This window comes from Kribbella sp. CA-253562, assembly GCF_050942265.1.
Classification (GTDB): Bacteria; Actinomycetota; Actinomycetes; order Propionibacteriales; family Kribbellaceae; genus Kribbella.
In genome coordinates this window covers 2,842,518-2,855,442 of the sequence record NZ_CP192049.1, presented here as the reverse complement: position 1 = coordinate 2,855,442, position 12,925 = coordinate 2,842,518, and the positions used below count along the sequence as shown (strand labels likewise).

General features: G+C 68.7%; 13 protein-coding genes and 1 pseudogene. 3 read left to right on the top strand and 11 right to left on the bottom strand.

Annotation, left to right across the window (positions count from 1 at the left end):
* Nucleotides 1-64: 64 nt before the first annotated feature.
* The 4 genes from hemW to ACQPXM_RS13695 form a co-directional block, all read right to left on the bottom strand.
* Nucleotides 65-1,270: a radical SAM family heme chaperone HemW gene (gene hemW, locus ACQPXM_RS13710; protein WP_432948436.1), complete on the bottom strand. Its 1,206-nt coding sequence runs from the start codon at nt 1,268-1,270 to the stop codon at nt 65-67.
* Between the two features lie 115 nt (nt 1,271-1,385).
* Complete coding sequence (locus tag ACQPXM_RS13705; protein ID WP_432948434.1) at nt 1,386-2,171, bottom strand: MerR family transcriptional regulator; 786 nt, start codon at nt 2,169-2,171, stop codon at nt 1,386-1,388.
* A gap of 14 nt (nt 2,172-2,185) precedes the next feature.
* On the bottom strand, nt 2,186-2,950 hold the full coding sequence (locus ACQPXM_RS13700; protein WP_432948432.1) for an ABC transporter permease: 765 nt from the start codon (nt 2,948-2,950) through the stop codon (nt 2,186-2,188).
* An 8-nt stretch (nt 2,951-2,958) separates the two neighbouring features.
* A complete protein-coding gene (locus tag ACQPXM_RS13695; RefSeq protein ID WP_432948430.1) occupies nt 2,959-3,729 on the bottom strand; it encodes an ABC transporter ATP-binding protein in 771 nt (256 codons plus the stop codon).
* A gap of 56 nt (nt 3,730-3,785) precedes the next feature.
* On the opposite strand from ACQPXM_RS13695, the gene ACQPXM_RS13690 reads away from it, so the two are divergent.
* Nucleotides 3,786-4,601: a PHP domain-containing protein gene (locus ACQPXM_RS13690; protein ID WP_432948428.1), complete on the top strand. Its 816-nt coding sequence runs from the start codon at nt 3,786-3,788 to the stop codon at nt 4,599-4,601.
* 36 nt (nt 4,602-4,637) lie between these two features.
* On the opposite strand, the gene ACQPXM_RS13685 is transcribed toward ACQPXM_RS13690, so the two are convergent.
* Nucleotides 4,638-5,078 (bottom strand): MarR family winged helix-turn-helix transcriptional regulator, encoded by a 441-nt coding sequence (locus ACQPXM_RS13685; RefSeq protein ID WP_432948426.1) that lies wholly within the window; start codon nt 5,076-5,078, stop codon nt 4,638-4,640.
* Entirely contained in the window at nt 5,075-5,455 is a 381-nt protein-coding gene (locus ACQPXM_RS13680) for a hypothetical protein (RefSeq protein ID WP_432948424.1), read from the bottom strand. The genes ACQPXM_RS13685 and ACQPXM_RS13680 overlap by 4 nt, the downstream gene beginning before the upstream one ends.
* Before the next feature lie 167 nt (nt 5,456-5,622).
* On the opposite strand from ACQPXM_RS13680, the gene ACQPXM_RS13675 reads away from it, so the two are divergent.
* Nucleotides 5,623-6,621, top strand: a complete 999-nt coding sequence (locus tag ACQPXM_RS13675; RefSeq protein WP_432938891.1) for an IS481 family transposase — start codon at nt 5,623-5,625, stop codon at nt 6,619-6,621.
* Here ACQPXM_RS13675 and ACQPXM_RS13670 read toward each other — a convergent pair.
* The 5 genes and pseudogenes from ACQPXM_RS13670 to ACQPXM_RS13650 form a co-directional block, all read right to left on the bottom strand.
* Nucleotides 6,618-8,678, bottom strand: a complete 2,061-nt coding sequence (locus tag ACQPXM_RS13670; RefSeq protein WP_432948422.1) for a transglycosylase domain-containing protein — start codon at nt 8,676-8,678, stop codon at nt 6,618-6,620. The genes ACQPXM_RS13675 and ACQPXM_RS13670 overlap by 4 nt on opposite strands.
* 343 nt (nt 8,679-9,021) lie before the next feature.
* Nucleotides 9,022-9,339, bottom strand: coding sequence for a helix-turn-helix domain-containing protein (locus tag ACQPXM_RS13665; RefSeq protein ID WP_432948420.1), 318 nt, complete (start codon nt 9,337-9,339; stop codon nt 9,022-9,024).
* 133 nt (nt 9,340-9,472) lie between these two features.
* Nucleotides 9,473-9,679: pseudogene (locus ACQPXM_RS13660) on the bottom strand (type II toxin-antitoxin system RelE/ParE family toxin); the annotation flags it as partial.
* 631 nt (nt 9,680-10,310) lie between these two features.
* Nucleotides 10,311-12,146 carry an AMP-dependent synthetase/ligase gene (locus ACQPXM_RS13655; RefSeq protein WP_432948418.1) on the bottom strand — a complete coding sequence of 612 codons (1,836 nt, stop codon included), beginning with the start codon at nt 12,144-12,146 and terminating at the stop codon, nt 10,311-10,313.
* Nucleotides 12,147-12,267: 121 nt separating this feature from the next.
* A complete protein-coding gene (locus ACQPXM_RS13650) occupies nt 12,268-12,525 on the bottom strand; it encodes a helix-turn-helix domain-containing protein (protein WP_168197263.1) in 258 nt (85 codons plus the stop codon).
* A gap of 167 nt (nt 12,526-12,692) precedes the next feature.
* Between ACQPXM_RS13650 and ACQPXM_RS13645 the strand changes: the two genes are divergently transcribed.
* A complete protein-coding gene (locus ACQPXM_RS13645) occupies nt 12,693-12,875 on the top strand; it encodes a hypothetical protein (RefSeq protein WP_432948416.1) in 183 nt (60 codons plus the stop codon).
* Nucleotides 12,876-12,925: the final 50 nt, after the last annotated feature.

Below are 12,925 nucleotides of genomic sequence, written 5' to 3'. Positions count from 1 at the left end.
CACGCCGATGACCGTATGCTGTGTTACCTGGGAGTTTGCTGACTTGTCCGGACTTACCAGGACGTCAGGGCAGCAGGTCCCGGACGACGGCGTCGGCCAGGAGCCGACCACGCCGAGTGAGCACCAGGCGCCCCTCGGACTGGTCGACCAGCCCGTCCAGCTTCGGCAGCGCCGCGCGTCCGCCGGCGTCCAGTACGTCGACCGGAAGCCCGGCCCGCAGCCGGATCTCGAGCAGCACGCGCTCCACGCGGCGGGTCTCCTCGTCGAGGATCTCCCGCGCGTACGCCGGGCTCTCGCCCGCGGCGATGCGTTCGGCGTACGCGCTGGGGTGTTTGACGTTCCACCAGCGGACTCCGCCGACGTGGCTGTGCGCGCCGGGGCCGATGCCCCACCAGGTGTCGCCGCGCCAGTACAGCTCGTTGTGGCGGCAGCGGGCGTCGTCGGCCTTCGCCCAGTTCGACACCTCGTACCAGGTCAATCCGGCGCTAGTCAGCAGGTCGTCGGCGAGCACGTACTTGTCGGCGAGGTCATCGTCGTCGGGCATCGGCAGCTCGCCGCGGCGGACCCGGCGGGCGAGCTGGGTGCCGTCCTCGACGATCAGGGCGTAAGCGCTGACATGGTCCGGCTCAGCGGACAGAGCCGACTCCAGCGACGCACGCCAGTCGTCGAACGTCTCCCCCGGCGTCCCGTAGATGAGGTCGAGATTGACGTGCCGGAAGCCGGCCGCGGTAGCCTCCTTGACGGCGTCCAGGGCCCGGCCCGGCGTGTGCTGCCGATCGAGGATGCGCAGCACGTGCGAGGAGGCGCTCTGCATGCCGAAGCTGACCCGGGTGAACCCGGCCTCGAGCAGTTCCTCCAGGTATCGCTGGTCGACGGACTCGGGGTTGGCTTCGGTGGTCACCTCGGCGCCGGGCGCGAGCCCGAACTCGTCGCGCACGGCCTTGAGCATCGCGCCCAGATCCTCGGCCGGCAACAGGGTCGGCGTACCGCCGCCGAAGAACACCGTCTCGACCGGCCGGTCCAGGTCGGGCAGCACCCGCCGCGCGAGCCGGACCTCCTGCACCGCGGTCTCAGCGTACGACGCCTGCGAGGCACCGCCGCCGAGCTCCTTGGCGGTGTAGGTGTTGAAGTCGCAGTAGCCACAGCGGGACGCGCAGAACGGGACGTGCAGGTAGAAGCCGAACGGCCGGCGCGCGGCCTCGGCGACGGCGGCATCCGGCAGCGACCCGTCCCGGGGCGCGACCTCTCCCTCGGGCAGTGTCGACGGCACGTCCTCCATGCTACGGACCGGGTCGCAATGCTTCTGCGGCGGTTCTGCAGTAGCGGTGAGTGTCCGGGGTGAGTCGCTCGCGACCGGGAGACACGCGGCGCTGGTCGGGGCCTGATCAGTCGTCGACCAGTGCGCCGAGCCGGTCGGCCGGCACGCGCTTGATGCTGGTCCAGCCCTGCCAGCCGCGCTCCTCCAGGATCGCCACGATCCGCCGCGCGATCGGCGAGGACTCGAGCATGGTCGCGTCCAGCAGGTCGACGAACGGGTTGTCGACGCCGTCGCCGAGTTCGCCGGCCTGGGCCGCGCGAATCATCCGCCGCTCCACGATGTCGGCGATCTCGACCACCCGCGGATCGTCGGCCTGCCAGTCGAACACCTCGCTGAGCAGCCCGTACAGCCGCACCATCTCGGGATCGGCCAGATCCTGGTGCTTCTGCGCGATGACGTGGTCGACCAGGTCCGGCGCCTGCGCCGCGACCATGATCCAGGCGTCCCGCTCCAGTGCGATGTAGCGCTCGTCGACTCCCAGGTCGCGCAGCCGGTCGAGATAGTCCACGACGCTCTGCGGCAGGGCCAACTGCTCCCCCGCGGCGAGGCTGGCGATCCGCCGCCGGTTGCCCTGCAGCCGCCGGATCTCGGCGCGCAGCTCGCGGTCGATGTCCGCGACCCCGTCGGCGAACTCGTCCGGGCCGGCGTCCAGCAGTTCCTGCACGCGGGCCAGCGGCACGCCCGCCTCGGCCAGGGTGTGGATCCGGATCAGCCGCACCACCGCGACGGCGTCGTACGAGCGGTAACCGGAGTGATCGCGCTCCGGTTCGGGCAGCAACCCGATCTGGTGATAGTGGCGCACCGCCCGGACCGTGACCCCCGCGTACGCCGCCAGCCGGCTGATGGTGAGCATGGGATCAGCCTGCCTCAGGCGATCTTGCGGCGGTAGGCGGCCATCGCCCCGGCGTACGCGATCACCACGATGCCGGCGCACCACGCCAGCGCGGTCCAGCTGTCGCCGCCGGCCGGTTGCCCGGCGAACAGGCTCCGGATCGTGTTGACGATCGACGTCACCGGCTGGTTGTCCGCGAACCAGCGCAGCGGCCCTGGCATGGTCTGCGTCGGCACGAACGCCGAGCTCACGAACGGCAGGAAGATCAATGGGTACGAGAAGACGCCCACCCCGTCGACCGAGGACGCCGACAGTCCCACGATCACCGCGATCCAGGTCAGCGCGAGGATGAACAGGACCAGCATGCCGAGGACGCGGAGCCACGACAGCACGCCCGCGCCGGAGCGGAAGCCCATCAGCAGGGCGACGCCGACCACGACCACCAGCGAGATCAGGTTCGCGACGAGCGAGGTCAGTACGTGCGCCCACAGCACGCCCGACCGGGCGATCGGCATCGACTGGAAGCGCTCGAAGATGCCGCTCTTCAGGTCCATGAACAGCCGGAACGCGGTGTAGGAGACGCCGGAGCCGATCGTGATCAGCAGGATCCCGGGCAGCAGGTAGTCGACGTACCGGACCGCCGGGCCGGTGTCGATCGCGCCACCGAACACGTACACGAACATCAGCATCATCACGATCGGCAGGATCGCGGTCGTCAGCACGGTGTCCAGGCTGCGGGTGACGTGGCGCAGCGTCCGACCGGTGAGGGCGGCGGTGTCAGCGAAGAAGTGGGTGGCCATGGCTGTTCTCAACTCCCGTTCCGACCGTCGCCGACAACCGCGAAGAAGACGTCTTCGAGCGACGGCTGCTTCTCGACGTACTCGACCTCGGCGGGCGGCAGCAGCTGCTTGAGCTCGGCCAACGTCCCGGTCACGATGATCCGGCCCTGGTGCAGGATCGCGATCCGGTCGGCGAGCTGTTCGGCCTCCTCGAGATGCTGCGTGGTGAGCAACACCGTCGTGCCGCGACCGGCCAGGCCGCGCACCGTCTCCCACACCTCGATGCGGGCCTCGGGGTCGAGCCCGGTCGTCGGCTCGTCCAGGAAGATCACCGGCGGATCCCCGATCAGGCTCATCGCGATGTCCAGCCGGCGGCGCATGCCACCCGAGTACGTCGACACCTTGCGGGCGCCCGCGTCGGTCAGCGCGAAGCGTTCCAGCAGACCGTCGGCGATCGCGCCCGGGTCCGGGAGGTGGCGCAGCTTCGCGACCAGCACGAGGTTCTCCCGTCCGCTGAGGATCTCGTCGACGGCGGCGAACTGGCCGGTGAGACTGAAGGACTCCCGCACGTTCGACGGTTGCGTGGCGACGTCGAAGCCGTTGACGACGGCGGTGCCCGCGTCGGCCTTGAGCAGCGTCGCCAGGATCCGTACGACGGTGGTCTTGCCCGCGCCGTTCGAACCGAGCAGGGCGAACACGCTGCCGCGCTCGACCTCGAGGTCCACGCCGCGCAGGACCGCGAGGTCGCCGTACGACTTCTCCAGGCCCTGGACCCGGATCATCTGTTGTGTGCTGTGCATGACCTCAGGGTGAAGGGTTGACGTTGCGTCAGGGTCAAGCCCGCCACAATGGAGGCATGGAGCTGCCGGCGGATGGTCATGTCCACAGCGAGTGGTCCTGGGACGCCGACCTCGGCGCGATGGACGTGACCTGCGCGCGGGCCGTCGAGCTCGGCCTGCCCGCGGTCGCCTTCACCGAACACGTCGACTTCACACCGTTCCGTGCCGGCTTCTTGGCACCGAAGTTCGCCGACCTGGTCACCGACGGGATCCTCCGGGCGCCGGTGCTCGATGTCGGCGGGTATCTGGAGTGTGTCGAGCGCTGCCGCGCGGCGTACCCGCAGCTGCGGATCCTCACCGGGATGGAGGTCGGCCAGCCGCATCTCCACAGTGCGGAGGTCGCCGAACTACTTGCCCAGGGCACCTTCGACCGGGTGATCGGGTCGCTGCACTGCCTGCCGGACGGGGACTCGATGGCCGAGCCGTGGGAGTTGTTCCCGCGGCGTCCGGTCGACGAGGTGTTCCGGGAGTACCTCGCCGAGATCCCCCGGATGGTCGCCGGCTCCGACGCGTTCACCGTGTTCGGCCACATCGACTATCCCGTGCGGTCGTGGCCGGGGACGTTCGATCCTCGGGACTTCGAGGAGGAACTCCGGGCCGCGCTGCGGGCGTTGGCCGACGGTGAACGGGCGCTGGAGTTCAACACCCGGCTGCCGCTGGATCCGGCCGTCCTCGGCTGGTGGCGCGAGGAGGGCGGGCGTTTGCTCACCTTTGGCAGTGACGCCCACCTGCCCGAGGCCTTGGCCACCGGCCTCGCGGACGCGGCGCAGGTGGCGGGCGCCGCAGGTTTCGGCCCTGGGAGTTCACCGGCTGACCCTTGGCACATGGGCTGAGGCTCACCGGCTGACCCTTGGCGCGCTGGCTGAAGCTCAGTTGTCCATCCGGGCGTGTGACCGCTCGACCAGATCCAGCATCGCCCGCCGGAAGTCGTCCCGCTGCCTCGGCGACCAGTGCGCGGTGAGATCGGCGAAGACCTTCTCCTGCCACCGATGCGCGTCCCGCAGCATGCGGTCACCGGCTGGCGTGACGGCGACCTCGCGGCGACGGGCATCACTGGGTGACGTCGTCAGCTCGAGGTAGCCCGCGGCGACAGCGCTCTTCACCAGCCGCGACGCACCGCTCTGGTCGATGGCGATCTCTCGCGCGACCGCGTTGATCGTCGCGGCCTCCCGCGCGCTGACGGCTCGCACGGCTTCGGTGACGAGCACGAGCCGGCCTTGCTCGGACACCTCGTCGTCGCCATTCCACCGCCGCGACCAGTGACGGACGAACTCGAAGAGGGTCTGCCCCGGGCCGGGTTCCGCGGTCACTCGGTGGCTGCCAGTTCGCGGCAGATGGAGGCGAGCTCCAGCGCCGAGTGCAGGTCCGGAAGGCGCAACGACGCGGACACCTTGTCCCCGGTCGCCCTGAAGACCGTCGCGACCCTGGTCGGGCCTTCGCTCTGCGGCCAACTGGCGTCCTGCTCGACGACCATCAGCCGCTCGCTGATCGGATGCCACGAGCGCGGAGTCAGCGTGATGCCGGAGCGCTGCACCCAGTCGGCGAACTCGGCGGGCGTCAGTGGACCCGCGCCTTTCGGCCCCAGGACGACGACCGGGTCCGTGACGGCGGCGGCGCTGCGGTCGAGGTCTCCGGCGTTGACCGCCTCGTGCCACGTGACGATCGCTGCTTCGAGGGCGTGCGGCATACGGATAATCTATGCGAATCGCATAGATTATTCCAGCCGGGGCTAGCTGTGATGTCCAGGGAGGTTGTCCTGGTGGTTGGTAGGTCGGCGGGTCGTTGAGACGGGTGAAGGCCTCCGGTTGTGAAGTGGAGCTGTCGAGGAACCGCTTCACAATCCAGGAGGCCTTCGTGTCCCACGTTAACGCTGCTTTGACCCCGCGTGCCCGGTTGCGGCTGGCGCGTCTGATCGTCGAGCAGGGCTGGACGTACTCCGCAGCGGCCACGATGTTCATGGTCGCTCCGAGAACAGCGCGCAAATGGGCTGAGCGGTACCGCGCTGAAGGCGCGGCCGGGATGGCCGATCGCAGCTCCAGACCACGTCGTAGTCCCGCCAAGACACCACCGCGGGTGGTGCGCCGGATCGTCAGACTGCGGTGGCGCCGACGGTTCGGGCCGGTGCAGATCGCCGGCCGGCTCGGGATGCCGGTCTCGACCGTGCACGCCGTTTTGGTCCGGTGCCGGCTGAACCGACTGTCGGCCATCGACCGGGTCACCGGTGAACCGCTACGCCGCTACGAGCACGACCATCCGGGATCCCTGCTGCACGTCGATGTCACCAAGTTCGGCAACATCCCCGACGGCGGCGGTCACCGGTTCGTCGGCCGTCAGCAAGGCAAACGCAACCGCGAAGCCACCGCTAAACGCACCGGCCAACGCAATCACCGCTACGAACCGCGCCCGGGCACCAGCTTCGTGCATACCGTGATCGACGACTACTCCCGCCTGGCCTACCTCGAGATCCACGCCGACGAGAACGCAGCCACCGCAATCGGCGTCCTCCGCCGGGCCGTGGCCTGGTACGCCGACCACGGCGTCACCATCCAACGCGTCTTGTCCGACAACGGCTCGGCCTACAAGTCCCACGCCTGGAACGACGCCTGCACCGAACTCGGCATCACCCCGAAACGAACCCGGCCCTATCGGCCCCAAACCAACGGCAAGATCGAACGCTTCCACCGCACCCTCGCCGACGGCTGGGCCTACGCCCGCTTCTACACCTCCGAAACCCAACGCCGAGCGGCACTACCCGGCTGGTTGCACTTCTACAATCACCACCGACCCCACAGCGCCATCGGAGGCCAACCACCCATCACCCGACTGACCAACCTCCCTGGACACCACAGCTAGCGCGCCCTGCTGTCCTCGGCCGGCGGCTTGTTCTGGCCGCCGAGCATCTTGGCCGGCGGCGCCGTGAACCGGCGCACCGGCATGCCGGGCAGCGCCCGCTGCATCGTGGTCTTCCACAGCGGCCCCGCCGTACCGGACCCGGTCGGGTCGGCGATGTCGCGGCCGTCCAGGGTGTGGCCGTACATCAGGTTCGTGTACGGCAGGTTCGCGTCGGCCACCACGGACGCCGCGGCGAGGTTCGGCGCGTAGCCGGCGTACCAGACCGCCTCGTTGTCCTGGATGGTTCCGGTCTTGCCGGCCAGGTCCCAGTTGCCGAAGTTGAGCCGGCCGCCGGTGCCACCGGGCTCCATCACGGCGCTGAGCACCCGGTTCACGCCGTCGGCCACCTGCGGCGAGATCGCCTGCCGGCAGGAACGCCCCGGGGTGCTGATCGGCTTGCGAGCCTTGTCCTGGATCGCCGTGACCAGGATCGGCGTGCAGTACTTGCCGCGGGCGGCGAAGGTCGCGTACGCGTTCGACAGCATCAGCGGCGTCACATAACCGACCCCGAGGGTGAACGACACCACCTGGTCGAGCGGCCCGAGCGCCTGGGCGTTGTACATGCCCAGCTTCGCCGCGATGGTGGCCGGCGCGCACAGTCCGGTCCGCTGGGACAGCTGGAGGAAGTAGGTGTTCGTCGACGCCTTGGCCGCCTCGACCATGGTGAGGTTCCCGCTCGTGGTCGAGTTCCGCGGCTTGTAGTCCGGGTCCTTGGTCCACCCCTTGCAGGTCCGGAACGGCTTGTTGCTGAGGTCGATCTGCTGCGGCGAGTTGATCCGGTAGTCGAGCGGAAGGCCCTTCTCGATCGCCGCCGCGATCGTGAACGCCTTCATCGTCGAACCGTTCTGGAAACCGCCGTATCCGCCGGGATACGACTTCTCGACGTTGTAGTTGTACGCCGTCTGGTTCTTGCCGTTGCCGTACGGCTTGCTCTGCACCATCGCCTTGACCACCCCGGTGCCCGGTTCGATCACGGTGATCGCGGCGACGGCGGTGTCGCGCGGCTTGGTGTGCTCGTTGATCGAGGCCTGCGCGGCCGCCTGGATCCTGCGATCCAGCGACGTCGTCACCGTCAGCCCGCCGGTCTTCAGGTAGTGCTCCCGGTGCTTCGGGGTCGGGCCCAGCGCCGGGTTCTGGAGCAGCTTCGACACGACGTACGCGCAGTAGAACGGGTACCGCGACCCGGCACAGCCGTTGGGGATCTTCTGCATCTTCTTCGGGTTGAACACCGGCGTCCGGATCGCGTCGCCGGCCTGCTTCGCGCTGATCAGCCCGAGTTCCTGCATCCGCCGCAGCACCAGATCGCGCCGGTCCTTGGCCCGCTTCACGTTGTTCGTCGGGTCGTAGCCGGTCGGATTCTTCACCAGACCGGCCAGCAGCGCCGCCTGCGGCAGATTCAGCTTCGCGGCGGTCGTGCCGAAGTAGTGCTGAGCCGCCGCCTGTACGCCGTACGTCCCGTCGCCGAAGTTCGCCAGGTTCAGGTACCGCTCCAGGATCTGGTCCTTGGACAGCTCCTTCTCCAGCGCGATCGCGTACCGCAGCTCGGTCAGCTTGCGCTGATACGTCACCGCGGTCGCCGCCGCCCGCTCCTCCGCGGTCCGCGCCTTCTCGACCAGGCTCATCTTCACGTACTGCTGGGTGATGCTCGACCCACCCTGCTGCACCGACCCCTCGGTCTGGTTCCGGATCAGCGCCCGCATCGTGCCCTTCGCGTCCAGCGCGCCGTGCTCGTAGAACCGCGAGTCCTCGATCGCCACGATCGCCCGCCGCATCACCACACTGATCCGGTTCAACGGAACCGGAACCCGGTTCTGCTCGAACAACGTGGCGATCACGGTCCCGTCCGAGGCCAGAATCCGGCTCCGGATCTGCAACGGCTCGGTCTTCAGCTCCTGCGGCAGACTCTCGACCGACTCCGCCATCTTCTGCGTCCCGAGATCGACCAGCCCGGTCACCGGGATCACCAGCCCAGCCGCGAGCGCACCAGACAGCACGCTCAGACCGATGAACTTGTTCACGGCCCCAACGAGGTTGCGACCGCCCCTGCCGGCTGCGTCCACGCTTCCAGGTTACGGCCGATCGCGGGGAGGTTCGAAGATCGTGAGCAAGTCGTGAGGAAGTCGGTTGCCTTGGGCAAGCGCAACACGCCTTGAGTGGTGGGTGGGGGGTTGGGCGGGGACAATCTGCTTCGGCGGTGGGCGCGGCCGGTGGTTAGGTCTGGGCGCCGCGCGGCTCTCTGGACTCCGGCTGCGGCCGCGCTGTCGTCGACGGTCTGCCGGCGCCGCCTTCACCGCACGATCAAGCTTCCCGCCGCCGCGCGCGACCCCTGCCTTCCGTGACGGGGTTTCGCGACGCTGCGCGTCAGCTGAGTACGAGCCGTTCGTCCCCGAAGCTGGCGACGATTTCCAGCTTGCCGCCCAGCGCTTCGACGTACTTCCGAATCGTGCTCAACTCCGACCGGCTCAACTCTCCACGCTCGATCGACGAGACGGCCGCCTGGCTGATGTGCATCGACTCCGCCAACTGCGTCTGCGTCACCCCTTGCTGCTGCCGAACCTCCGCCAGTCGGTACGCCCGCTGCTCGGCCAGCGCCTCCTCGCGATGGACAGCAACCCGCGCCTCCGCCTCGGGGGTGTTGATGCGCTCGGCGCGCACGTCCTTCCAGTTGCGATGGGTCATGTGTTCGTTCCTCCTTCACCGAAGGATCATCCGCCCAGCCCGGATTCCGCCGCAGCTGGTCGAGCCACTCGTCGTACAGGTCGTCGGCCACCGGAATGTTGTCCTCGTACCACTCGCACCAGCGATCCTGCTTGCTGCCACCTAGCAGGAGAACCGCCTGAGTCTTCGGATCGAAGGCGAACAGAACCCGGAGTTTGCCGCACCGCAGTTCCTTCATGTTCTGGTGCCGCGATCCTTTGATCGTGTCGACGGTCGGCCGCGGCGTGGCCGGACCGTGCTCCGCCAGCAGGTCGATCCGGGCAGCCAAGGCGTCGTATTCCCTGGTCGGCAGTGAATTCATCCACTTGCTGCAGCCGTCCAGGACGTAGACGTCGTACTCCTCCATGGAGGAACGATACAACCTGGAGGTTGTACAAGCCAGATCTTGTTTGGGTCGCGGATTGTCGGGGTGCGGCTGTTCGGACCTGCTGTCGCGGACAGGACCGAGCAGGCACCGAAGCGAGCGATAGCGAGCGGAGGAGCCCGCGTCGGCCGGTGGACGCCTCGCGCATCGACGGCACCTGTTCTCGAATCAAGCGCGCGACAGCACGCTGCGGCAGCGTGCGCTCGAAGCGGGCGCAGCACGCGCACCCGACGGGCGCCAGCCCGCACACCTTCGACAAGGGCGGGCGGGAGCGGGGCACCGCAGCGAGCGCCAGCGAGCGGAGGGCCGCCGCGTGGGTGAACACCCGCACGCACCCCACAACACTCCCCCGCAACCACCTGCCGTCGAACGAAGCGCGCGACAGCACGCTTCGGCAGCGCGGCAGCGCGCACTCGAAGCAGGCGCCAGCACGCGCACCCGGCGGGCGCCAGCCCGCACACCTTCGACAAGGGGCGGGCGGGAGCGGGGCACCGCAGCGAGCGCCAGCGAGCGGAGGGTCCGCGCGTGGGGGTCAACCAACCAACCCCCACGCCCGAAACGCGCCGTACTAGTCGTACATCTTGTCCAGCAGATCCCCGTACTGCGTCTCCACGTGCTTGCGCTTGAGCTTCAGACTCGGGGTCATCTCGCCGCCCTCGACCGTGAGATCCCGGTCCAGAATGGTGAACTTCTTGATCGTCTCCCACCGGTTCAGCCCGGCGTTCAACTCGTCGACATACCCCTGGATCATCTCGTGCGCCGCATCCGACGTCACGATCTCCGCGTACGACTTGCCGCCCAACCCGTTCGCCTCCGCCCAGCCGGCGATCGCGTCGGGGTCGAGGGTGACGAGCGCGGTGACGAAGTTGCGCTGGCTGCCGTGGACCAGGAACTGGCTGGCGTACGGGCAGATCATCTTGAACCGGCCCTCGATCACCTGCGGCGCGACGTACTTGCCGCCGGAGGTCTTGAACAGGTCCTTCTTGCGGTCGGTGATGTAGAGGAAATCGTCCTCGAAGTGCCCGATGTCGCCGGTGTGGAACCAGCCTTCGTCGTCGATCACCTCGGCGGTCTGGTCGGGCAGGTTGTGATAGCCGCTCATCACGCCGGGGCCCTTGATCAGGATCTCCCCGTCCTCGGCGATCTTGAACTCCGCGGCCGGGAAGACCGGCCCGACGCTGCCGAGGCGGTAGTGGTCGAGCCGGTTCAGTGTCGAGCCGGCCGCGGTCTCGGACAGGCCGTAGCCCTCGAGGATCAACAGCCCGGCGGCGTGGAACCACTCGGCCAGCCGCTTGTCGAGCGCTGCCGACCCGGACACGAAGAACCGGATCCGGCCGCCGAACCGGGCGCGGATCTTCGACAGCACCAGCTTGTCGGCCAACGCGTACTTCGCCGCCAGTACGCCGCTCGGCTCCTTGCCCTGCTGGCGCAACTTCGAGACCTCGGCGCCGACGCCGAAGGCCCAGTGGAACAGCTTGAGCTTGACGCCGCCCTCGGCCTCCATCATCGTGACGATCCGCCCGTGCGCCTTCTCGAAGACTCGTGGCGCGGCGGCCATGAACGTCGGCTGGACGACCGCGGCGTTCTCGACGATCTTGTCGACCCGCCCGTCGATCGCGGTGGCGAAGCCGATCTGGAACTGGACGGCGAGCAGCACCTGCCCGAAGACGTGTGACAACGGCAGCCACAGGTATTGCAGGTCGTCCGGGCTCAGGACCCGGATCCCTTCCACGGCGGCGCCTTCGTAGGTCCACACCGAGTGCGGCAGCCGAACACCCTTGGGGCGCCCGGTGGTGCCGGAGGTGTAGACCAGCGTGCACAGGTGCTCGGGCTTGATCTGCGCGATCCGCTCGTCGATCGCCGACGGGTGGTCGGCGAGGTGCCGCGCGCCGAGCTCGTCCAGCGTGGCCAGGCTGATCACCCAGTCGCCGTCCTGCGGGTCCGGTTCGCCGTCGATCAGCACGATCTTGCGCACCGACGGGATGTCGGCCTTGTGGTCGCGCAGCTTGTCGACCTGGCTGGCGTCCTCGGCGAAGACGACCTGGACCTCGGCGTCGGCGACGATGTACGCGACGTCGCCGGCCATCGTGGTCGGGTAGATCGTGGTGGTCGCGGCCGCGGCGACGACGGCGGCCAGGTAGCACTGGACCCACTCGAGCCGGGTGTTCGCGGCGACGGCGACGCGCTGCTCGGGCTCGACGCCCAGCGCGATCAGGCCCGCGCCGCGGCGGCGTACCAGCTCGTCGGTCTGCTGCCAGGTGACGGAGGCCCAGCCGTCGTCGACGGGGTGCCGGAACGCCTCCCGGTTGGGCGTGGCGGCTACCCGGTCGAAGAACATCTGAGCGAGGTGCTCCTTGCGGGAGCTGAGCAGCGCGAGCTGCGGTCCGTCGGCAACGGGCTTCATTCTGGCCTCCCAGGGGTCAGGTAAACCGGAGAGTAATAGCTCCGGCGCACGCTGACCATGGCGCTCGCCTGCCTGCCCGCACCATCTCGATCACGTTTCCGCAACGCCGGGTGCACAACGATCAGGCGGGCGTGACACCCAGTGCTTCGAAGACCTCGGAGGGTGCTCCACGCAGCAGCTCGGGCAGCGTGAGCTTCAGCGCCGAGCAGAGCGCGACCGCGTCGGCCACGGTGATCCGGCGCGTGCCGGCCTCGAGCGAGGACACCGTGGGACGGGACCAGCCGATCTCGTCGGCGAGATCCTCCTGGCGCAACCGGAGCCGGGCGCGGGCGGCCCGCACGTTGCCCGCGATCAGGGCGTCCAGCTCCTCCGGCTTCACGGTCCGCAGTCTGCAGGAGTGAGAGCCTGGCGTCATACCCTAAATTCGAGCGACACGCAAGGTAATCGAGCACGCCGATTCGAGTCAGGGCATTGTGTTAGTTTTTCCGTCGTAAGGTCAGAAAATCCGACGGGAAGCTGATGGCGGAGATCGTCGAAGGACAGCGGGTGAGCTCGAGCGACTACGGCCGTGGCACTGTCGCGGCGGTGTTCGGCTCTGAGGTCCAGGTGCTGTGGGACGCCCCGCTGCTCGAGGGTACGACGACCCGCCTGTTCACCCACGACCGAACCTTCGTGGAGCGCCTGACGCGGCTCCGCTCCGACCAGGACGGCCGGGAAAGCCCCGCTTAGACCGCACCGGGCGGTCCATGCTCGTGCATTGCCCGGTGCAACAGCCCCGC